The sequence below is a fragment of the Flavobacterium luteolum genome (assembly GCF_027111275.1).
GTDB classification, from domain to species: domain Bacteria; phylum Bacteroidota; class Bacteroidia; order Flavobacteriales; family Flavobacteriaceae; genus Flavobacterium; species Flavobacterium luteolum.
Genome location: NZ_CP114286.1, coordinates 4,590,681 through 4,612,956 on the forward strand (window position 1 = coordinate 4,590,681; position 22,276 = coordinate 4,612,956).

Sequence of the window (22,276 nt, forward strand, 5' to 3'; positions counted from 1 at the left end):
ACAATTTATAGGACAAATGGAATCTGATCTATAAAATAAAAATAAAGCTTATAAGTCTGACAGTATTCAATTTTTTATAATTATTCAAATATAAAATAATTTCCTATAAAAAATTAAAAGCGACTCATTACTCCAAACAAAAAAAGCCATCCCATTCAGGACAGCTTTTTCAAATAGTTGTGTTGCGGTTTAAAACAAACCGGCTTAGTTTTTAAATTAATTAATTTTAACCAAATGAGCTTCAATAGCAGCTCTTTGAGGTTCATATTGAGCAGGAAGTTTTAAGTTCTGACCTAATTCTTCTAAGCTTTCGTCTACAGTAAACCCAGGATTATCAGTTGCAATTTCGAACAAAACGCCTCCTGGTTCTCTAAAATATAGAGAATGGAAATACTGTCTGTCAATTTGTGGTGTAATAGACAATCCGTAATCTTCGATTTTTTCTCTGAATTTCATCAAAATTTCATCATTTGGAACACGGAATGCTACGTGATGAACAGTTCCGTTTGCATTTAAACCACGTTTTTCCTCTGGTAATTCTACCAAGTCAACAATGGCAGCGTTTTCTACAGCATCTGTTGCGTAACGGTAACGATTTACTTCCTGATCGATTAATTTGTAACCGAATATGTCTGTTAAGATTGCAGCGGTTGCTTTGATATTATTTAAAGTCAAAGTAATGTTATGAAAACCTTTTGTAGCTACATCTGCTTTTACTTCGTCAGTTTCCCAAGCTTTTCGGTTATCGTCTGTTTTAGATTCGATTAACTCTAATTTTAGTCCGTCTGGATCTAGGAAAGTCAGATATTTTTCTCCGAACTTTTCAGCAGGTTTGTTGTAAATTACATTGTATTTTTCAAAACGTTTTTGCCAGAAATCTAAGCTTCCTTTTGGAACAGAATAACCAATTTCAGTTGCCATTCCAGAACCTTTTCTTCCTTGTTGGATTCCTTCTCCCCAAGGGAAAAAAGTTAAAATTGTTCCAGCGCTTCCTACTTCGTCACCAAAGTAAAAATGGTACGTTCCAGGATCGTCAAAGTTTACTGTTTTTTTGATGAATCTTAATCCTAAAACTTTTGAATAAAAGTCAAAATTGCGTTTAGCGTCACCTGCGATTGCAGTAATATGGTGTAAGCCTAATATTTTATTTTCCATGGTATTTGTTATATTAAATTGTTGTTTGATTTTCTTTTACAAATTTACGTCCGTTATGCTTCTGCATCGATTAACCTAGATTAAGAAATGAAATATGGTACGTTTTTAAATTTTTTAAAGAATAACCAAATCCTATTCCATTTGATTAAACGCTTTGTTTTCAAGGTTTTTATGAAAAAATCAATTTGATATTACACGATATATCGTGATTTTAAGAATGGGGAATGTATATTTAGAGAATCAATAAAAAAAGAAAATTTTTAAGATTGATATTTTTCACGCTCCCGATAGCAATCGTAAAAAGATTTGAGCAGATTAAAATTAATTATTAGTTTAGAAAGAAAACTTTGTGACTCTGCGTCTTTGCGAGATTCCTTTTTATTATTCTTAAAAAAAAACTTTGTGTCTTAGCGTCTTCGTGGCAAAAAAAATCCATTGAATCCTTTTTCCCGATAGCTATTGGGAGTGGCAGTTTTTTAAAATTATAGTTTTATGAAGATTGATTTTCGAAGTTTTGTTTCAATATTTTTAGTTTTATGCCCTTTTCCAGTAGTGTCTTCAACTAATAAAATTGAACCAGTTGGGAATGTTCTTTTTTCTCCCAGTGAAGTTTCGATTTCTACGCCTCCTTCCAGTAAAACAATATACTGGCGGTCTGGCGCATTGTGAAAATCGTAATCGTAAGACGGACTTACTTCTCTAAAAACAATAGATTTAACAGGTTCATCATCAGATAAAAAGCCGATATCGCCATTGTTTTTCAACGGAACTTGAAAATCTTCAAAATGACTTTCTCCGTTTGAATCGCTGTAAACACGAGTTATGTTAATCATTATTTTTTATTAAAAATCAATGCATTAGCGCAATCTACTTCATCTTTACTGATAGTATGTCCCATATTAGGGTAGATTTTTTTAGTAACATCGGCACCCATTTTGGTCATAAGTGCTTCGGTATCATTAACTCTTTCTACAGGAACGTGAAAATCAGGATCACTTGTTCCGATAAAAACTGGCGTATTTTCAAAGTTTCCAGAGTAATGATTTTCATATACTTTGTCTCCAATAAGTCCACCTGTAAAAGCTACAATTCCGCCATATTTTGCTGCATTTCTGGTTGTAAATTCCAAAGCAAGACAAGCTCCTTGAGAAAAGCCTAAGAAATAAATATTCTCTTTCTCAATTCCGTTTTGCTGAATAGCCACCACAACCTGATGAATTGCTTCTAAAGATTTTGAAAATGAAGGTTCATTTTCGTTTAGCGGCGCTAAAAACGAATACGGATACCAAGTTCTGTTTTCTGCCTCAGGCGCAACCAAAGCAAAATCTTCAACCTTAAGATGTTTTGCGATAGAAAGGATATCATGAGCGCTCGCACCGCGTCCGTGAATCATAATCAAAGCTTTTTTCGCTTCATTTAAAGGAACGCCGTCTGTTAATATTTCTGTATTCATAGTATTTTAATCTTTACTTTTTAGTCTAGAGATTAGAGTGTTTCGTCTTTATTCTTTCATCTTTTTTACTTCTTCCAAATATCCGCATATTCCTCTGGATGTCTTTTGAATTGCGCATGAACATAAGGACAAAGCGGTAAAACCTTCAAATTATTGGCGCGAACGTATGACACCATTTCTTCTAAAAGTTTCTTTGCATAACCTTTTCCTTCAGCTTCTGGTTCGACTCCAGTATGATAAACCGTTAGTAAATCAGGTTTGATGCTTACTGTCATTTCTCCTAATTTTTTACCATCTAAATAAAGATTAAAAGCGCCATGTTTTTTTTCGTCTAATTCTAATTTTATTGTTTCCATATTATTGGGTTGTATTTTTATTTTATACCTAATATCAGCTATTTCTTTTTTAGGAAAAAGAGATAAAACCATTCTTTAAAGATACTATTTTATTAGTAAACTGCAATTCAAAAAGGCTTGTTTACTGGCTGTCTCGATGATATAAATAGCAAATAATCATTGCAATTCCTGGCAGAATTAAAGTTCCTAATCCGAAAAACTTTCCTGCAACAGCTCCAAGAAAACAGCCTACAAGAAATCCGATTATAGTAATCAGCTGTTTTTTAAAATTTGCGAGGATTTCGACATCTTTAAATCCGTTTTTTAATAGATTTCCTAGATCAAGAGAAGCTTGAGTTACATTTCCTGTCATCATAGTTGTCGGACCGTAGGTTTCTTTTGCGTAAAGCTTTCCAAAAGCATTCTGAAGTCCCATTGCAAAAACGGTTGACATAGCGACCGTATACATGGTCCATTGTTCGAAGTTTTGCAAATAGCCAAAAGCGTAAGAAGCAATGCCGCTTAAAAGCAGTATTATGCCTTCCCAAAGTAAAATGGAATAACGATTAGTAGCTTTTAATGCAATTCTTCCACCAATAATTACTGCCATAATAAAAATGGGAAAAGTAAGCAGTTTTATCCATGCATGAAGATCTGAGCCTTTGATAGTCTGGTAAGCAAATACGATAAAGTTACCTGTAACGTGCGCCGAAAATATCGAGTCGGCAGCGACAAAAGTTACGGTATCGCAATACCCTGCTATGATCGTGAGAAGCAGGGTTACGTACCAAATATTGTTTTGTTTTATTTCCATAATTTCTTTTTAGTTTAAATGAGCGCGAAGCATCCACGCCATTTTTTCATGATTTTCTACAAGACCAGTTATAAAATCGCTTGTTCCTGCATCTTGTAGCTCGTTAGCAATTAGATTGATGTTTTCTCGCAGATATATAATAATGCTTTCGTGATCTAAAAGTAATTCTTTAATAAAACCATTACTGTCGTTTTTCTCTTGTAATTCTTCGGTAAGATGTGTTAAAGCTAAGAAATCTTTTAAAGTTGCAGGTGTATAATGACCTAGAGAACGGATTCTTTCTGCAACAGTATCCACGATTTCGTCAATTGCATCATATTGCTGTTCAAAGAAAATATGTTTGTTATAGAAATCAGGACCTTCGACATTCCAGTGTGCTCTTTTTGTTTTGGTATAAAGTATAAATTCGTCTGCAAGAACTTTAGTTAAAATTTCGACGATTTTTGAGATGTTCTCTTGTTTGATTCCGATGTTTGCTTTCATTTTTAAATTAGGTTTTGTTAAGTTATGAATTATGAGTTATGAGTTATGAGTTATGAGTTATGAGTTTTGAGTTATGAAGGAATCTAAATAAACACATAGGAACATAGTTTTTCTAACACATAGTTCTTTGTGAGAACTTTGTCAAAGTTTTGAACTTTGACAAAGTTGACAAAGCTATGTGTATTAATGCAAGTGAAACGCCTTTTACTCGCTTCAAAAGCTATGTTTCTATGTGTTTAAATTAATTGTTTAATAATGTTATTAAATAATAATCAAGTGAATATGTTCCTGCACCAAGAGCAAGAAGGAGTAATAAAGATAAAGTGTACATATAAGGCACATCGCGTACTTCTAGCGAATCATTTTTGTGAACCACAAAATAACCAATTGCCGTTACGCCAATTGTAGGCAAGACAGCGAGCCGTGTTCCAAGTCCGAGAATAATGAAAAACGGAATTACAGTATCTGAAAATGTCGCTACTAAACCGTTTAGTTTTTCAGGTAAATGCAACGGATTCGGGACATGTTCTTTTTGTCCGTTTTCGACTCTGAATTTCTTCATTCCGTGTACTCTGAATAATTCAATGGCAAGCAGCACTCTAAACACTAAAAGCGCCATATTGTTGAATGATGTTCCTAAATCGGAATAAAGGATTTGTTTTATAAAATCAATCATTTTTTTTAGTTTAAAAAGCAAAACAAGAACAGCCTAAAGCGCCCCAGAATGCATTATAATTGTTAACTGGAACATTGCTCAATCTGGCAGCATCGTGATTGTGTAAATGAACGTCGCAACTTCCTGAACAACTGTGAATCTGCGAAGTGAGTTTTGGTTTTGCATCTGCTTTTGCATTTTTTTCAATAGCACTTTGCAGACCGCTTCTCACAGGATATCCGTTATAGATATTCGTTGGTGACCAGTCTGGTAGAATCGGAATATGAGGCGGGGAGAAAGAAGAAAAATCTCCATTGGCATACACAATTTTTCCGTCTACAATGGTTAAATCAGCTTCGATTTTTTTAATGTCTTCGTCGTCAATGGTAAAATAATCTCGGTCTAAAACCACTAAATCAGCAAACATTCCCACTTTAATATCTCCTTTTTTAGTTTGTTCCTGCGAAAACCAAGCGCTTCCTCTAGTGTATAATTCTAAAGCTGTTTGTCTGTTCAATCTGGTTTCATTGTACAATTGCAATCCACCGACAGTTTTTCCAACGGTCATCCAATACATAGAAACCCACGGATTGTAACTGCTCACACGTGTAGCGTCTGAACCCGCACCAACAGGAACTTCCATTTCGATCATCTTTTTAATTGGCGGCGTGTTTTCGGCAGCTTTTGCTCCGTAACGATCGGTGAAATATTCGCCTTGATAAGCCATTCTGCTTTGTACCGCGATTCCGCCTCCTAAAGCTTTTACACGTTCGATGTTTCTCTCGTCGATAGTTTCTGCGTGGTCAAATATCCAAGGAAGTCCGTTGAAAGGAACATCTTGATTTATTTTTTCAAAAACATTCAAAAATCTGGTAATGCTTTCATTGTAAGTTGCGTGAAGTCTAAATGGCCAACGATTTTCGACTAAAAGGCGCACCACTTTTTCTAAATCGGCTTCCATATTTTCAGGAAGATCGGGTCTTGGCTGCAGAAAATCTTCAAAATCGGCAGCTGAAAAAACTAACATTTCGCCAGCGCCATTGTGACGATACATATCATTTCCCTGATATAATTTTACGGTATCAATCCAATCGGAGAAATCTTCAAATTCGTGTTTTGGTTTTTGTGTGAAAAGATTATACGCAATTCTTACCGTTAATTGGTTCTTTTCATTCAATTCATTGACCACTTTATAATCGTCTGGAAAATTCTGAAATCCGCCACCAGCATCAATGACACTCGTAATTCCGAAACGATTCAATTCTTTCATAAAATGACGCGTTGAATTAATCTGATGTTCATACGAAAGCGTTGGACCTTTAGCCAAAGTCGAATACAAAATCATTGCATTTGGTGTAGCAATTATAAGTCCTGTTGGTTCTCCGTTCGAATCACGTTCTATTTGCCCGCCCGGAGGAGCAGGAGTATTTTTGTTATAGCCAACAGCTCTCAGTGCCGCTCTGTTCATAATGGCTCTATCATATAAATGCAGAATAAAAACAGGTGTATCTGGCGCAATGGCATTGATTTCTTCTAAAGTTGGCATTCTTCGTTCAGCAAACTGAAATTCTGACCAGCCGCCTACGACACGAACCCATTGCGGATTTGGCGTGCGATCAACTTGCTCTTTTAGCATTCGAAGTGCGTCGGCTAAAGAAGGAACTCCATCCCACCGCAATTCCAAATTATAGTTCAATCCACCGCGAATAAGATGAATGTGAGAATCATTGATTCCAGGAACAACTCTTTTATTCTGAAGATCGATTATTTTGGTTTCTTCAGAAGCAAAACTCATAATATCGCTATCATTTCCAACAGCAATAAATTTTCCGTCTTTAATCGCAACTGCTGTAACATTTGGAGTTTCTGTGTTGAAACTATGAATTTTGCCATTGAATAAAATTAAATCTGCTTTCATAATTCGATTATTTAGAGTTTAATTTTTCAATTGCCTGTTTAATTCCTTCGCCAGCAACGGTATAAAATGATGGGCCTGCAAGTAAAATGATTTTTGTTAAAGGCTTATAATCCGTTAACTTTTTCTCTTTTAAATAAGATTGCGTTCTATACGCTTCGAAAGAACCTAAAACTACATTTTCGGCAACTAAAGCGGTTGGAGAATCGATTCCAGCGTCTTTAATATCACTTGCAAAAGAATAATTGGAAACACCTAAACGTAAGGCTTCGCGCATGGCAGTGCTTCCAACGCTAATCATTAAATCGGGTGTAAATTTATTGCGGTCTCCCAATCCGATTAATAATAATTGTTTGGATGCTAAAGTACCTTTTGGAGGCGTAATTAGTAAAGTTTCTAGAGCATGTCCTTGAAATTTACCGCTTTTGCGTAATTCGGTAATAATGCCTTTTAACGCATCGTCTAGATGCACCATTCCGTTTAAGTTTGCAGGAAGGGCAGGAGGGTTAAAAATATCACCTTCTGTATATTCAAAAACGCAGGCAACTTGTAAGTCAGCTTCTGCTGCAGATGGTCCTTGAACCAATCCGTTTACTGCAATTCCTTCTACTTTTCCCCAAGTTACAGTAGAACCAATTGAAGCGGTTTGTGCAAATGCATTGTTACTAAGTGAGCCTGCAAATGTTATAATTAGAAGCATTAGATAGCAATATCTAAAGCTATATTTTGAAGTGTTTGTTTTCATTATTTATGGATTTAGTTTGTGAGAAATTGATAATTAACAATTGATAATTGACAATTAAAATTTGAATGTTAATCTGGCATTAAAGAAAACACCGTCTTTAGAATTTGGAATCACGTCATTGATAAAAGCGCCAGTTTTGAAATACTGAATACCGCTGACAACCGAAATATATTTGTTGATTCCGTATGTAAAATTGGCGAGATAAGCAGTTCCAATATACTTTTCATCAGAATCGCTTCCGCGAAGGTTTAAGATACCGCTTGGTCTGTAAACTCCGTCTTGTGTTGAATATCTCCAATTTAAAACCACATCGACCTGCATCTTTAAATTCAAAAGCAAATCAAACGTTGCATACGGATGAATATCGATAAGGTTTACCGGCCCAACTTGCGGACTAAAACCAAAATAACCTCCTTTTGGATATAAAGGATTGAACGTTTGGAGATTTCCGTTTCCTTGATTTTTATCTCCTGAGATATAATCGTTTCGAAGATTGATGGTTGGTTTAAATTTTACATTTTCAAACATGTATCCAATATCAATAGATCCTGTCCAAGCGTTGATATTTCCAGATCCGAATGTTCCAAATTGATAAGCTGCTTCGAGATTGTAAATAAAACCACCGCCATATTTCCATAATCTGGAACCTATTGTATGGCGTCTTTCGGGAGCAATTCCTTCTTCAAAAACAGAGGCATCTCTTCTGAACCCGAGATAATACAGATCGAGATTTCCTGCTTTTGGAAATATTATTTTAGAATAAGCTCCCCAAAGGTTAAGCTGTTTAGACATTTTGTTGTCAAAAACGCCAGTATAAACAGTATCTGCCATCATCGCAAAAGCATCAATTGATACTCTTGAGGAAGTATACATTAGTTTTCCTCCTGTGAAATAGAGCCTTGCGTTTGGACCTTCTCGAACAGAAATCAATCTTCCAGAGCCATAATCTAATTCTTGTCTTCCAGCGCTAATCGTTATTTTTTTGTCTTTTTGCTGCCAGACATTCACATCCAAAAATAAATTTTGAACATTCAGCTGATCTTCGTCAATTCCGCGTGCTCCGTTTGTTCGGCCATCTTCTAAGGCACTTCTTAATTGAGCAAATATTCTAAAGGTTTTTCCTAAATGAATATCGGCATGAAGATCGTAGCGTTGGAGCAGGAAATTGTTATGTCCGACATTAAATCTTCCCCAATCTTCATTATTAAAATCAACATATTCATATCGAGCTTCACCGCCAATTGACATATAAATGTCTTTCTGCTGATTTAAGGGAATGAATTTTAATCGTTCATAAAAGTTCCGATTTGAATCTTTTAAAAACTCATAATTTTCATCATAACGCAAGAGTTTAAAATTTTGTGCTGATGTCCTATTTCCCATTAAAAGAAAAGAAACAATAACAAGCAAAAGGATTTTTGGCAATATGGATTTTGATGATTCCAAGATAATGAAGCGTAAGAGATTGATACTAAATTTGGTTTTCCTAATTAGTGTTTTAGCATCGTGTGTGCATACTGAATGCCTAAACCGTAAGAACCGCCATATTTTTTCATTAAAGAAGTTACAGGGCCATAAGTCGCTTCGCGAGCCCAATCTCTCTGAAGTTCTAATAAATATTGGATAGAAGTAATTGGAATCACGCCAGCTTGTACCATTCTCTGAACCGCACGTTCGTGAGCTTCGTTGCTTACATCACCACAAGCATCTGTAATGACATACACTTCATAACCTTCTTCAATAGCAGACAAAGCTGGGCCAACGATACAAACGCCTGTCCATAAACCTGCAAGAACTATCTTTTTCTTTTTTAATGCTGTAATAGCTTTATAAGCGTTTTCATCTTCCCAAGTATTCATAGTGGTTCTGTCAATATATCCAGAAGTTGCAATTGGATAAAATTCTTCAACTTCAGGAAAAACGGGACCAGAAAAACTTTCTTCTGCCACTGTAGTTACAACTGTTGCCACATTAAAGATTTTTGATGCTCCAGCAACGATTGCTACATTGGTACGCAATTCGTGTACAGGAAGATTGCTTGTAGCAAAAGCCATCTGGCCTTCAAAATCGATTAATACTAAAGCGTGATTGTCTGGAGTTAATAAGTTAACTGATGGTTTCATGATGTGTATTATTTTAGATTTATAATTAGTTAAACTTGTTGGGATATTTAGCTATTAGCGATATTTCGCAATTGAGTTATATTAATGCGTAGAAAGCTTTTTGATCATTTCGGCAGAAACAGAATCTGCATAAATCCCGAAAGCACTGGTTAAAACACCTTTTATATTGTAGACGTCAGAGATTATACCGTACACAATATCTTCATCGCCAGGATCTGTGTCGCCTTCAAAACGAAATACATATTCGATTTTGAAATCTTCTGGAGACATACTAAGCGTATTGTTATTGTATCGAATACAATCTGAATCGAGATTAAAGTTTTCTGTAAAACCTTGTACAATCAGCCATTGTAAAGCTTCTGTAACGGTTTCGAAATAGGGTTGTTGTAGAGAACTCATGGTTTGGAGAGTTTAAACTGTCTGCAAAACTTCTTTGCAGACAGTTATGTTTTTTGGAGTTATTTTATGAAAGCTAGAATATCGTTGTTGATTGTTTCTGCTTCTGTAGTTGGCATTCCGTGAGGAAATCCTGGGTAAGAAATCAATTTTCCGTTTTTCAACAATGCGGCCGATTTTGGTGCTTGGTGATACGGAACGATCTGATCATCTTCTCCGTGTAAAACAAGAACTGGAATATCTAAACTTTTTAGATCTTCTCTAAAATCGGTTTCAGAGAAAGCTTTAATTCCTTCGTAATGAGCCAAAACAGAACCCATCATTCCTTGACGCCACCAATTTTGCTTAATTCCTTCTTGAACGGTTTGTCCTTCACGATTCCATCCGTAAAAAGGAATTGGAAAATCATAAAAATATTGTGATCTCGTAAAACCTGTTCCTTTTCTAATTTCGTCAAAAATAGATAAAGGCACACCTTCTGGATTCGATTCGCTCTGAACCATAATTGGTGGTACAGCGCTAATAATTACTGCTTTTGAGATACGTCCTTTTCCGTATTTTGCTGCGTAACGAATCACTTCACCGCCTCCTGTTGAGTGACCAACGTGAATCGCATCTTTTAAATCTAAAGCTTCAACTAATTGAGCAATGTCTGATGCGTAAGTTTCCATATTATTTCCTTCAGAAGTTTGGCTAGAACGTCCGTGTCCGCGGCGATCGTGTGCAATAACTCTGTATCCTTTTTGAAGAAAAAACATCATTTGTGCGTCCCAATCATCGCTTGATAAAGGCCATCCGTGGTGAAAAACAATTGGCTGTCCTTTTCCCCAATCTTTGTAATAAATTTCTGCTCCGTCTTTTACTGTAAATGTGCTCATGGTTTTTGATTTTAAGATTAATATTTGTTTATATTTTTAATTTAAATTGATTTATAAGTTTAAAATTTAAACCTATAAGTGGTATTGTGTTTTGTTTTGTTATGATTACACTGCAAATGTATTACAGAGTGAAAGGTCTATAGGTTAATCTAGATTAAGAAGTGAAAAAAATATGTTTCGAACGTGATAGAACTTGTATATAGAAGGTTATTTCGGCAATTTTCATATTTCGCATTTTTATATTTTAGAAATGATGCCAAACAGTAGCCAATTAACGTGCCTTAGTTGTAGTGCCTTTATTTTAAGGGATTTAATAAAAATGGAATGTTTTCTTATTTGCGATATTTCGTTATTTTTTGAATAATTCGTTTTTTGCAAATAAGATCGATTGTATTGTTATCCGATAAAAAATGAATAATTAGTTAAAATAAATACAAAATAGTATGTACTTTTGCCAGCAACTATTGAACAAGCAATTGAAAAGGGTAATCATCATAGCACTTTCTATTTTAATTCTGTCGCCATCTTTTGGCAGCTTGTTCGTTTATGCTTCTTTTAAAATCAACCAAAAGGAAATTGCAAAAACCATTTGCGTTCAGCGTAAACAAGCTTTTAACAGCTGTAATGGACGTTGCGAACTTCAAAAAAGCATTAAAAAATACTCAGATAACGAACGAAAAATGCAGGATAGCCTAAAAGATAAGTTAGAGCTTGTGTACGTTCAACACAGCGCTGAAATCAATTTTAGCGTAGTTCCAGTTATCGAATCAAAAGATAATTCTTCAATTTTATTTGATAAGAAACCAATCGGGGCTTCTAATCTTACTTTTCATCCTCCGCTCTATACAGCGTAGAGGTCACTTTAGTTTTAAATCCCAAATATTTTAAACTCCAAATTCCAAATTCTAACTTTTGGATTGGCTCTGTATAATCTGTTTTTCTTTTTTGAAACTAATTTTGATCTTCTTTTGTAATTGAAAGGGAAAAACGCTTCCATTTTCATTTACACTTGCCAATCCTTTGGCTCATTCACAGCATTTTGACTCTTTTTTTGGTATTCAAAAATTTATGGCATGATGCTAAATTTTAAACGTTTTTTATAACATCATCAAATGAAATCTTTTAATTTTTGGATCATCGCATTATTGTTTGCGGTTAGTTCCTGTACAATTGATAAAACAGATTACGAAGCTGAAACCGGTTCTGAAGTTCCTGGAAATTACGAATTTAAAGAAGCAACTTCGTTTACAAGCGGTAACTATAAAATCACTATAGATGCCTTAAATGGAACATTCTACAAAGGATATAATGAGCTTCACTTAAAAATTGTCAATACTCAGAACAATCAAGAACTGACTTCTTCTGCTGTAACTTTTCTGCCAATATTAAGTAACGCTGACGGAAGTAAAAGTTCATGTCCGCATGAGTATAATATAGCGTACGATGCTGCTAACAAATATTACAGCGGATATTCTGTTTTTACTGGCGAAAGCTCTACTACTGCTAGCTGGAAATTGTACATCAGTTTTACGGCTGATAATCAAAAACAGGAGATCAATAAAGATGTGACAGTTGAAAAACAAACCAATAAGAATCTTAACATGACGGCTTTTGCAGGAAATGACGGAGAACAATATGTAATCGCGCTCGTTTCACCTCAAAAACCGACAGTTTCAGAAAATCCGCTTGTGGCTGGGGTTTACAAATACAACAAACCAACAACGCCTGCGGGAGCTTTTCCAGATCCAACTCAATTTTCTTATTCAGAAGTTGCTGGATATACCTTAAAGTTAGATCCGAGAATGCCTGAACCTTCTATGGGAAATCATTCTTCGCCAAATAACAAGGATTTGGTTCAGGAAAATGATGGTTTGTATCATGGTGTTGTTAATTATACGATGACAGGAAACTGGACTTTGAATTTAATTATGATGAATCAAAACGGATTAATCGTAAAAGGAACTGTAGTTCCAACGGATCACACGCCAGGAGTAGAAGGCGTGAAAAGCGAACTATATATTGATACTTTATTCTAATAACATGAAATATATTATAATGCTGCTTTTTTTGGGATTGTCGGTAACAGCACAAAATCAGCATGCACATCACGACAGCATCAAAAACTTAGAAGAAGTAACCGTAAAAAATGCCACAAAAAAGAAAATTGAAACCGAGATGAAAATGGCAGTTTCTGTTGATGAATTTCTATCATCATCGGATAATATCAGTTTTATAAAACGTGGAGCTTATGCTTGGGAACCTTTATTGAACAATATGAGCACCGAACGTTCTACGGTTACTATTGACGGAATGCACGTTTTTGGCGCTTGTACTGATAAAATGGACCCGATTACGTCTTATGTAGAGAGCAATAATCTAGCGGCAATTGATATTAAATCGGGGCAGGAGGGAAGCCTGCACGGGTCAACCATTGCAGGAAGCATCGATTTAAAACGAAAAAGCACGCCGTTTGGTCTTCAAAAGAAATGGAATGGAGCGTATCAAACTGGATTTGAGTTTAATAATAAGCAGTTTTTCAATTTAGGAAATATCTCTTATTCGGGAACTAAATTTGTGGCAGACGGAAGCATTTCGTACCGAACAGCCGATAATTATTCTGATGGAAATAACAATGAAGTAAAGCATTCACAATACAATAAATTCAACACTTCATTGGGATTAGCTTATAAAACCAGCGACTTATCGTCATTACGATTGGATGCTATTTTTGATGTGGCAAAAGATGTAGGTTATCCTGCTTTGCCAATGGATTTATGGCTTTCGCGCGCATTGATTACTTCGGCTTCTTATAAGCAATTGTTTGAAGAAGGTTTGGTTAGGGTAGTGGACACAAAAGTATATTTTAATGCCATTGAACATTATATGGATGATACAACTCGACCAGAAAATTTAGTTCATATGGATATGCCGGGCTGGAGCACGACTTACGGATTGGTTTCTAAAGCCAATTTGAAAAAGAATAATTATTCGTCTGAAATTCAGTTGAATGCTTATGATAATTTGTCTATTGCGGAAATGCGTATGTACCCGCAGGACAGAAGTGAGAGAACAATGTTTGCTTATAGCTGGCCTTGGGTAACGACTCGTTTTGCTGGACTTTCTATGAATAATTCTTGGGAACTTTCGGAGAAAAGCACGGTAAATCTAGGAGGTTCTTTGGGAGTAAATTACAATTATTCTAAGTATATAGAGTTCAACTGGATTTTTCATCCTGGAGCGCCTCAGGAAAAAACGAGATTTCTGCCAAGTTTAAATGCTAGTTACCAATTAAATGTTGATCAATTTAATTTTTCTGTTGGAACGGGTTATGGCCATAGAGCGCCTTCTGTTTCTGAATGTTACGGATATTACATTTATAATAGTTTTGACCTTTATGATTACATCGGAGATCCAAATCTGAAAAATGAAATTTCGTATGAAGGAAATGCAAGCGCAGGTTTTACAAACGAAAGATTAAGCATTCAGGGAAAAATAAACTATTTCTACATTGACAATTATATTATTGGTAAAATCTTGAGTTTAGGAAGTCCAATGAATTACCAATCGGTTGGGGTAAAAGGATATACTTCGTTAGATTATGCAACACTTTTGAATATTTCTGCGAATGTGAGTTATGATATTTTGGAGCATCTTCACTGGAAAGGAACGCTGACTTACGCCCGCGGAATGGACAATAAAGGAGGAAATCTGCCTTTTATACGTCCATTAAGTTATGTGACTTCATTGCATTATATGTATAAAAATTTCGGAATCCAGACTTCTGTAAATGGCGATTTTGAGCAGATTAACTACAGTCCGGAATATGGTGAAGATTTAACGGCGGCTTATGCAATTTGGAATATTTCTGCCAATTATTCTTTCACAATCAATAAAGTAAGAAGCACAGTGCAGATTGGAGCAGAGAATTTACTAAACGAATACTACAGCACATATGCCGACTGGGGAAATATCCCGAGAATGGGACGCAATATTTTCACGTCTTTAAAATTGAATTTCTAGTAAATAAAAATGAAAAAGGTTTTTAGTATCACAATGACAATTCTGTTCCTGCTGGTTTCTTTCCAGCAGGCGCTTATCATTGTACACTTTAAACTGAATCAAAATGCTATAGAAAAAGAGTTTTGTGTTAATAAAGCCAAGCCAGAATTGCAATGTCACGGTAAATGCCATTTAAAGAAAGAGCTTCAGGAAACGGAAAAAAATACAGATTTAGAATTGAGAAGTATCAGCAAAAAGATTGATATTGCTTTAATTTCCAATATTGAATTTGCTGTTTCTGTTCCAAAAGTTATACATTCTAAAAAAGTTACTCTTTATAAAGAAAGCGATCAGACAGAACCTTGTCTCGAAATTTTTGTACCGCCGCCTATTTTGTAATTGCCCCTTGTCAATTTAAAAATAGAATACCTTACAAAAATTTAAATTCATAAAATGGAAACTTTAAAAAAATACCTTTTATTATCAGCAGCTGCTTTGGCATTTGCATCTTGTTCAAACGATGATAGCACTCCTGCAGCAAACAATCTAACGCTGGAATTCAATAATACTTTCAAAGACAAGACAATTGTTTTAGGAGATGCGACTTCGGCTTCTGCAACTACAAATACTTCTGCTGCAGGACAAATTCATCATTTTTCCGAAGTAAAATATGTGATCAGTAACATTCGTCTTATAAAAGATGACGGAAGTGAAGTGCCTTACAATGTAAATGATTTAGATAAAGGTGCAACGGTTATTGATCAGGCAAAGGCAGCTTCTTTGAGTTATGTTTTGAGTAATGTGCCATCTGCAACATACAAGCAAATTAAATTTGGTTTAGGAATCAAGACAGAACAAAATACTTTAGACCAAACAAGATTTCCTAAATTTTATGCAGCTGCTGGAGCTAATGACACTCAGATGATGTGGGAATGGGGAACTGGATACCGTTTTACAAAAGTAGAAGGTTTTTATGATACGGATAATAAAGTAATGTCTATTCATACCGGAAGTACTGTTGCTGGAACAGAAGGTGCTTACACGCAAGGTGTTAATGCTTATAGAGATGTTACATTAAGCCTTACAACAAATGCAGTGGTTGGAAGTAAAGCTCCAAAAATCAAAATTAAAGCTGATTTTGATAAATTATTGAGTGGAAAAATCAATACAATTACATTATCAACAGGAACAGGTATGAGTGACAATGCTACTCCAAATGTGCATACTGCAGCTCAAATGGTAAAATTTGTGGACAATCTGGGAGGAAACGGAACAAACGATATTTCAGGAATGTTTTCTGTAACTAGTGTAGAAAACTAAATTATATTTCAGAGCCGTCTGAATTAAAAAGACGGCTCTATTTAAAATTCATTAAAATGAAAAAAAAAGTCAGCTTTATTATAATTGTAATCTTTTTCACTTCTTGTAGCAGTAGTGATTCTGATGAAACTTATTTTGATAATCCTGAGCTTTCATTACATATTCCCACAGATTTTCCAGAGGTAAACAGTTATGTGAGTTTGAACAAGCCTACAAAATATGGAGCTGAATTGGGCGAAAAGCTTTTTTCTGATAAAAGATTTAGCGCGGACAATACAATTTCATGTTCAAGCTGTCATATTCAAGCAAATGCTTTTGCAGATCATAATGCACGAGCAATTGGTATTGAAGGAAGAGTCGGACTTAGAAATGCACCACCGCTTCAGAATTTAATGTTTTTAAAGTTCTTTAATTGGGATGGGAGCAGACTCCAGTTAGAAACACAGCCATTAGTGCCAATTATTACGCACGAAGAAATGGATTCTTCGATTCTAGAAGTGATCGGAAAAATTAAAGACGATGCTTTTTATAAAAACTTATTTAAAAAAGCTTTTGGAGACCAAGAAATTACAGCTGATAGAATTTATCAAAGCATCGCTCAATTTGAATATACTTTAATCTCGGCTAATAGTAAATACGATAAAGTAAAACGAAAAGAAGGTCAGACGTTTACTGAGAGTGAAGCGGCGGGTTATGCGACGTTTCAGCAAAAATGTGCCAGCTGTCATAGTACAGAATTGTTTACAGACCAAAGTTTTAGAAATATTGGATTTCCGCTAAATACAGATTCTAATGAGGCGGGAAGAGGAAGAGTTACTGGAATTTCATCTGATTTTATGAGTTTTAGAGTTCCGAGTTTGCGTAATGTTGAATATACGGCGCCTTACGGAAGTTTTGGACAGTTCGCGACTTTAAAATCTGTTTTGGATTATTTTGACAATGGTGTTTTGGAAGCAGAGAATCTAGATCCTATTTTTAAAAATAATGGTAACAGAATTCCGCTTACAGAATTGGAAAAAGAAAACCTTATTGCGTTCATGAAAACTTTGAGCGACAAAGATTTTATAGGGAAGTAATCTCGAAAGACTTGATTTTACTGGTATTTGGCATTTCTTTTATAAAAAAGAAGAAATGTTTATAATATGTTGATAAATAATACGTTGCGAATAGTGTTAAAATCTGATTTCGATAGATTAAATGTTTTAAATTTAGTAACTGAATGATAGTTAATTATTTAAAGTATTTGAATATGGAAAGAGCTATAAAATTACAGGTTCGCAAAGAGCTTGACGGGAAGCAGCAGGTTAATATAATTAAGCTGAAAGGCAGTTTAATCACCAAAGGCTACACAGAAATTATCCATATTAGCGATAAGGACGATGAATTTTACATTAATTCGTTTGCAACCAAAACAGAAGCAAGCAACGAGGTAAAAGAATTTATTTTAGATTTTATAAACAAAGAAAATTTAAGCAATACAATTAGTGTTCTAGCATAATTTGATAGAATTGTACAATTGTAGTGCTTAATATCGCAGATTTAAACTGCACTTGTAAAAGTTGTATTTTGATCCAGATAAATAGGCTTATCTTGTTTAGCATCATCTGGTTTCTCGTCCCAATCTCCCCAATCTCCTACATAAGTTTTACGGAATATTAATTCGTTATTATCACCATTACAAACCAAAGTTCGGTCTGTACAGGTTTCATTGTTTGGACTGAAATTTATTTGTAAATCTTTCATGACGTAATTATTATAATTGTTTGTAAATGAGATTATAAAAGTAGAAATAACCAATCATAATTAATTATAAAATAATATTAAATTATTGTTTAATTTGCATGTATAGGTTTGAAAATTAACTCCATAAAAACAGCTGTCTCAAAAAGACAGCTGTTTTTTTGTAAGCTTCAGAGAAGCGAAATATTTATAGTCAAAAATGTTTTTTGCAATAAAAATAGCTCCGGAGGAGCGACATATTTTTTTTCATAATCGGAATACATGTCGCTCCTCTGGAGCTATTCTTTATTTGTCTTATTGGATTCTATAAATATTTTACCCCGCTGGGGTTTGCTGATAGAATAATTTTATCAATATCCTGTTAACTCAAAATGATTGTGCTTTTGAGACAGCCTTTTTTATATTTAAATTTTTCTGTTTTCCTCTCTATTAAGACACCTTCCTCGAGGTTCATCGCCTTCAAGAAGTATAATTTCAGAATGTAAAAACTGAGCGGCATCTGCAGAACCTTGCACTTTTGCCGCACTACGTTCTAGCATTTCAGCTTCAAATTCGTTTAGTACACATGCTCTCAATCCTCTTTCTCTCCATTTCGATTTAGCGTTACAGCCTTTCGAAATTTTTCTAGCCAGTTTTAAAGCATCAAGTAAGGCTTGATTGGCACCTTGTCCCTTAAACGGACTCATCGGATGCGCCGCATCGCCAATTAAGGTAATATTCGGATTCTTTTCTAATAATGTTGCACTTAATAATTCACGATCATAAACAGGATATCCAGAAATTAAATTTTCCTGTGTTGCTTCTAGAATTTGAGGAATAGGAGTGTGCCATTGCGTTCTTCTGCGAGCTTCTTCTTTTAATGCTTTTGGGCCTTTTGCGCTTAATTCTTTGGCTTCTTCTTCTGACATAGGAAAACTAAGTTGCCACATTACAGAATCTACAGTATATGGCATTATGTAAATACGTTCGTTTCCGTTGGCCGTCTGAAATATTGTTGCGCCATCTAATAACTCGCTTGAAAGTCCTTCGAGAGCACTTAAAGGACAAATTCCTAAGATTACAATACAATCCAAATAACGAAGTGGTGTAGTTTGGTTTCCAATTGTTAGTTTTCTAACAGCACTTCTAATACCATCTGCACCTACGACAAGGTCAGCTTTTGCAGTTTTTATTTCTCCGTTTACCTGAAAATTAAGTTCGACACCGTTTTCAGATTCATTAAAATCTACTAATTGATGTCCCCATTGAACATTGTTATTTCCTCCAAGCTGTTCCAAAAGCGCCAATCGAAGCGATTGTCTAGCGATATGTATGTTGGTGCGTTTTGTAGGTGTTTTGATGGCAGTTTCCAGCCATTTTCTAGTTCCCCATTCACCCAATATTTTGCCTTCAGTATTGTGTACAATATGTTTTGTTGAAATTACGCCATCCAAAGAAGTAATTCCTAAACCTTTCATAGCCTTACTGGCTTGCTGTAAAGTAAGTCCATAGCCTTGAGATCTCGCATTGAAGTCACTGTCTCTTTCATAAATTGTAAAAGGAATTCCGCGATGTAAACATGCTACGGCCAAAGCGACACCGCCTATACCTGCACCAATAATGGCAATATGTGGTTTTGTAAGATCAGGTTCAAGATAATTTTCAGATTGAATTAATCCAGATCCTGAGCAATTTTGGCACAAATGCAAGTGAGCTTTAGGACGAATGGGCGCTACACCGCTTTGTGTACTCTCAAATGCAGCCAATTCCGTTTTATAAAGACGTTGTGCTTTTTTAGTGAGTCCGCGATTTATTTTACCTTGTCCCTGGCATTCATGGCATATAGTCCACATAATCTTTTCTGTAATTGTAATAGGGCAAAGTTAGTGTTTTTAGAAGGATTTTTTTTTAGGCAACGTGCAGACCATTTGCAAAATATTCAATTTCTCTAGTTGTTTTTTGAACTACCTTTTCATTAGAAATTTCCAGTTTTTCCGTCCAATTGCCAAATTGATCATAGGTATATTGAAAACTATTATCTCGCGATTGAATTACATTGTCATGAACATCATATTCAAAAAAATTACAAGTTCCCATTGTTCTTCCAGGATACGATATTTTGTCTTCAATTAATAAATCTTTATCATTATAAAAATAGTAGTGATTTTCAAAAGAGTCTTCATCGTTAAAAGAAATACATTGAAACAATCTGTTTTTCTCATCATAAAAAAACATTTTTTTACTTTTAACAGCTTCATTACGATACATGATTTTTTCTATCAAAGTATCATCATCATAACTATATTTTTCCAAAGAATCCATTTGATTATCGATATAATACGTTTTAGTATAATATCCTTTTTTTGAGAAAGACAAATAATCAATTACAATTTCAAAGTCTCTGTAATTCGCTTTTTTACTAGTTATTCTTTCATAATTATCATATTGAATATCATAGTCTTTATCAGAATGATAAATCGATCCATCTTTTTGAATTTCTATTTTCAGATTTTGCTGTGTTTTTCTTCCATCACTGCTAATTTTAGTATACTTATTAGCAAGTCCCATTGCATCATCATATTCAAATAATTCTACAGAATTAGCTGAGTGATGCTTGTTGGAGAGCATTTTGTCTTCTATGAAACTTTTATATTTGGTTTCATAGCTATCTCCAACACTCCATTTTGTAATAATTTCCTTCTGCTCATTAAATTCAAGAGACATTGATTCTATTCCCAATACAGGTTCAAATTCGTCAGTATTACTGTTTATTAAATAAGCAGTCTGTTTCATGAATTTGATATTTCCCTTTAGACTTTTTAGCATATTTGCTTCAGAAGAGCCGTAAAACCATTGTGCCTTTTGATAGTTTTTTTCGAGATATGGAAACATAGAATAAATTGGTTAAGATAGTAGTTAGTATTTTTTTAATTTAAATACTCTTTTTGATTAAGAGTAAAAATAAAAATTTTCTTGAGAAATTGACATTTCAATTCAAACAATAAAAGTTTTATTTTATAATTTTTAAAAATGATTATATAAGTCAAACCATTGTATTTGAGGTAATTTTAATAATCATTTAAAAACGAAGAATTATGGAAAAGAATAATCAAACCCAGAAAAATCCGAATCCTAAACAACAGGGCGGAGGAGATCATCGAAATGACACGAGAAAACATCAATATAAAGAACATGACGAAGTTTTGACAAATGATGGAAATTATGATGGTGACACCAAAAAGTTTAAAGGTCAAGAACCAGAATTCGATGATAAATTGAATAATGAAGAAAAAAATAATACAAAGACGTCTCAAGTTTGTTTGAGGCGTTTTTTTTTAATACCAAATTCAATTATTGTCTTTAAACGACTTTTTTTAAGAGATAAAAGAGAAGAAGTAAAAAATATGAGTTGATTTTTATAGATTTGTAAAAATCTATTACAATCCCTAAGAATAATTGGGAAGCAATAATATAATACAAGGCATGAAATCGGTTACTTCAGTTTTTTTACTTTTAATGTTTGTCTGTTCAAGTTCTTACTCACAACTGAGCTCTGATAAAATATTCGAGAGTTTTAAACAAGGGGAACGCACCAATTGTTCATCTATAGCTTTTATCAAAGCGTCTTTAAACATTTATGGTCTAGACAACTTGTTTGTGAGCGAAAAGTTAAACGACGATTTGTATAAAATCACACTAAAAAATAACGCAACATTTAATCTGAATAGCAGTGAAATAAATAAAGCCAAAGAATCTGCAGGTTTTGTTTATATTAAAGACAATTGCGATAGCGAAAAAATTACCGATTATGCAGAACTGACTTACGCAGTAATGGCAAAATACAAACAGATTATAGATAAAGAATCTACTTTTGACAAAGCGCTGGAAGATTTAGAAGATGGAACAGTGTATACTCCAACAATTTACAAATACCTTGGATTTGCATTAGGCAAACAGATTCAAAAATTAAAAAAAGAATCAGGAACAGACTATTGCGGTGTTGTGGCTTGGTCAAAAGTGCATGCTGTTTTTGTGTGCGGAGAATTTATGGATTATTATGGCAATAAAAAGAGCTTGTGGATTAAATATCCGAGCCGTTTTAGAATAATTAAGTCGTAAAACAGTAAAATAACTTTTGGAAAAATGTGCTGAAATAGCCAAAATTCGTGCTTTGGCTGTACTATTTTCCCTATCGCAACGTCACAAATATAATTTTATTGTGAAAAAGAAATTATAAAAGTTGCATTTTAACATAATTTATATATTTTTGTTTTCATTCAAGAACC

At 34.4% G+C, this 22,276-nt stretch carries 25 protein-coding genes; 9 read left to right on the forward strand and 16 right to left on the reverse strand.

Annotation, left to right across the window (positions count from 1 at the left end; translation table 11 throughout):
• Window positions 1-216 precede the first annotated feature (216 nt).
• The 13 genes from OZP10_RS19650 to OZP10_RS19710 form a co-directional block, all read right to left on the reverse strand.
• Complete coding sequence (locus tag OZP10_RS19650) at window positions 217-1,155, reverse strand: ring-cleaving dioxygenase (protein ID WP_281632377.1); 939 nt, start codon at window positions 1,153-1,155, stop codon at window positions 217-219.
• 482 nt (window positions 1,156-1,637) lie between these two features.
• Window positions 1,638-1,988, reverse strand: coding sequence for a cupin domain-containing protein (locus OZP10_RS19655; protein WP_281632378.1), 351 nt, complete (start codon window positions 1,986-1,988; stop codon window positions 1,638-1,640).
• A complete protein-coding gene (locus OZP10_RS19660) occupies window positions 1,988-2,608 on the reverse strand; it encodes an alpha/beta hydrolase (RefSeq protein WP_281632379.1) in 621 nt (206 codons plus the stop codon). The genes OZP10_RS19655 and OZP10_RS19660 overlap by 1 nt, the downstream gene beginning before the upstream one ends.
• A gap of 65 nt (window positions 2,609-2,673) precedes the next feature.
• Window positions 2,674-2,964, reverse strand: a complete 291-nt coding sequence (locus tag OZP10_RS19665; RefSeq protein WP_281632380.1) for a GNAT family N-acetyltransferase — start codon at window positions 2,962-2,964, stop codon at window positions 2,674-2,676.
• Between the two features lie 121 nt (window positions 2,965-3,085).
• Window positions 3,086-3,757 carry a YoaK family protein gene (locus OZP10_RS19670; protein ID WP_281632381.1) on the reverse strand — a complete coding sequence of 224 codons (672 nt, stop codon included), beginning with the start codon at window positions 3,755-3,757 and terminating at the stop codon, window positions 3,086-3,088.
• A gap of 9 nt (window positions 3,758-3,766) precedes the next feature.
• A complete protein-coding gene (locus tag OZP10_RS19675) occupies window positions 3,767-4,240 on the reverse strand; it encodes a Dps family protein (RefSeq protein WP_281632382.1) in 474 nt (157 codons plus the stop codon).
• A 241-nt stretch (window positions 4,241-4,481) separates the two neighbouring features.
• Window positions 4,482-4,916: a DoxX family protein gene (locus tag OZP10_RS19680; protein WP_281632383.1), complete on the reverse strand. Its 435-nt coding sequence runs from the start codon at window positions 4,914-4,916 to the stop codon at window positions 4,482-4,484.
• A gap of 10 nt (window positions 4,917-4,926) precedes the next feature.
• Entirely contained in the window at window positions 4,927-6,813 is a 1,887-nt protein-coding gene (locus OZP10_RS19685; RefSeq protein WP_281632384.1) for an amidohydrolase, read from the reverse strand.
• A 7-nt stretch (window positions 6,814-6,820) separates the two neighbouring features.
• Window positions 6,821-7,555 (reverse strand): M17 family peptidase N-terminal domain-containing protein, encoded by a 735-nt coding sequence (locus OZP10_RS19690; RefSeq protein ID WP_281632385.1) that lies wholly within the window; start codon window positions 7,553-7,555, stop codon window positions 6,821-6,823.
• Between the two features lie 54 nt (window positions 7,556-7,609).
• A complete protein-coding gene (locus OZP10_RS19695; RefSeq protein WP_281632386.1) occupies window positions 7,610-8,803 on the reverse strand; it encodes an alginate export family protein in 1,194 nt (397 codons plus the stop codon).
• A gap of 242 nt (window positions 8,804-9,045) precedes the next feature.
• Window positions 9,046-9,678, reverse strand: a complete 633-nt coding sequence (locus OZP10_RS19700; protein WP_281632387.1) for a hydrolase — start codon at window positions 9,676-9,678, stop codon at window positions 9,046-9,048.
• Window positions 9,679-9,759: 81 nt separating this feature from the next.
• Window positions 9,760-10,077, reverse strand: coding sequence for a phosphoribosylpyrophosphate synthetase (locus OZP10_RS19705; RefSeq protein ID WP_281632388.1), 318 nt, complete (start codon window positions 10,075-10,077; stop codon window positions 9,760-9,762).
• A gap of 59 nt (window positions 10,078-10,136) precedes the next feature.
• Window positions 10,137-10,952, reverse strand: a complete 816-nt coding sequence (locus OZP10_RS19710) for an alpha/beta fold hydrolase (RefSeq protein WP_281632389.1) — start codon at window positions 10,950-10,952, stop codon at window positions 10,137-10,139.
• A 476-nt stretch (window positions 10,953-11,428) separates the two neighbouring features.
• Here OZP10_RS19710 and OZP10_RS19715 point away from each other — a divergent pair, with 476 nt between their 5' ends.
• The 7 genes from OZP10_RS19715 to OZP10_RS19745 all read left to right on the forward strand — a co-directional run bounded on the left by OZP10_RS19715 (window position 11,429) and on the right by OZP10_RS19745 (window position 17,769).
• A complete protein-coding gene (locus OZP10_RS19715; RefSeq protein ID WP_281632390.1) occupies window positions 11,429-11,806 on the forward strand; it encodes a hypothetical protein in 378 nt (125 codons plus the stop codon).
• 258 nt (window positions 11,807-12,064) lie between these two features.
• Entirely contained in the window at window positions 12,065-12,988 is a 924-nt protein-coding gene (locus OZP10_RS19720) for a hypothetical protein (RefSeq protein ID WP_281632391.1), read from the forward strand.
• Between the two features lie 4 nt (window positions 12,989-12,992).
• A complete protein-coding gene (locus tag OZP10_RS19725) occupies window positions 12,993-14,972 on the forward strand; it encodes a TonB-dependent receptor plug domain-containing protein (RefSeq protein ID WP_281632392.1) in 1,980 nt (659 codons plus the stop codon).
• Between the two features lie 9 nt (window positions 14,973-14,981).
• Complete coding sequence (locus OZP10_RS19730) at window positions 14,982-15,350, forward strand: hypothetical protein (RefSeq protein WP_281632393.1); 369 nt, start codon at window positions 14,982-14,984, stop codon at window positions 15,348-15,350.
• A gap of 54 nt (window positions 15,351-15,404) precedes the next feature.
• Window positions 15,405-16,271, forward strand: coding sequence for an MbnP family protein (locus OZP10_RS19735; RefSeq protein WP_281632394.1), 867 nt, complete (start codon window positions 15,405-15,407; stop codon window positions 16,269-16,271).
• Window positions 16,272-16,327: 56 nt separating this feature from the next.
• Window positions 16,328-17,347 (forward strand): cytochrome-c peroxidase, encoded by a 1,020-nt coding sequence (locus OZP10_RS19740; protein ID WP_281632395.1) that lies wholly within the window; start codon window positions 16,328-16,330, stop codon window positions 17,345-17,347.
• 173 nt (window positions 17,348-17,520) lie between these two features.
• Window positions 17,521-17,769, forward strand: coding sequence for a hypothetical protein (locus tag OZP10_RS19745; protein WP_177209766.1), 249 nt, complete (start codon window positions 17,521-17,523; stop codon window positions 17,767-17,769).
• A 41-nt stretch (window positions 17,770-17,810) separates the two neighbouring features.
• Here OZP10_RS19745 and OZP10_RS19750 read toward each other — a convergent pair whose 3' ends face one another.
• From OZP10_RS19750 to OZP10_RS19760, 3 genes are all read right to left on the reverse strand, one after another.
• A complete protein-coding gene (locus tag OZP10_RS19750; RefSeq protein WP_281632396.1) occupies window positions 17,811-18,014 on the reverse strand; it encodes a hypothetical protein in 204 nt (67 codons plus the stop codon).
• Between the two features lie 401 nt (window positions 18,015-18,415).
• Window positions 18,416-19,843 (reverse strand): FAD-dependent oxidoreductase, encoded by a 1,428-nt coding sequence (locus OZP10_RS19755; protein ID WP_281632397.1) that lies wholly within the window; start codon window positions 19,841-19,843, stop codon window positions 18,416-18,418.
• 55 nt (window positions 19,844-19,898) lie between these two features.
• Entirely contained in the window at window positions 19,899-20,882 is a 984-nt protein-coding gene (locus tag OZP10_RS19760; RefSeq protein WP_281632398.1) for a hypothetical protein, read from the reverse strand.
• A gap of 203 nt (window positions 20,883-21,085) precedes the next feature.
• On the opposite strand from OZP10_RS19760, the gene OZP10_RS19765 reads away from it, so the two are divergent.
• Entirely contained in the window at window positions 21,086-21,403 is a 318-nt protein-coding gene (locus OZP10_RS19765; RefSeq protein ID WP_281632399.1) for a hypothetical protein, read from the forward strand.
• A gap of 70 nt (window positions 21,404-21,473) precedes the next feature.
• Entirely contained in the window at window positions 21,474-22,109 is a 636-nt protein-coding gene (locus OZP10_RS19770) for a hypothetical protein (protein WP_281632400.1), read from the forward strand.
• Window positions 22,110-22,276: the final 167 nt, after the last annotated feature.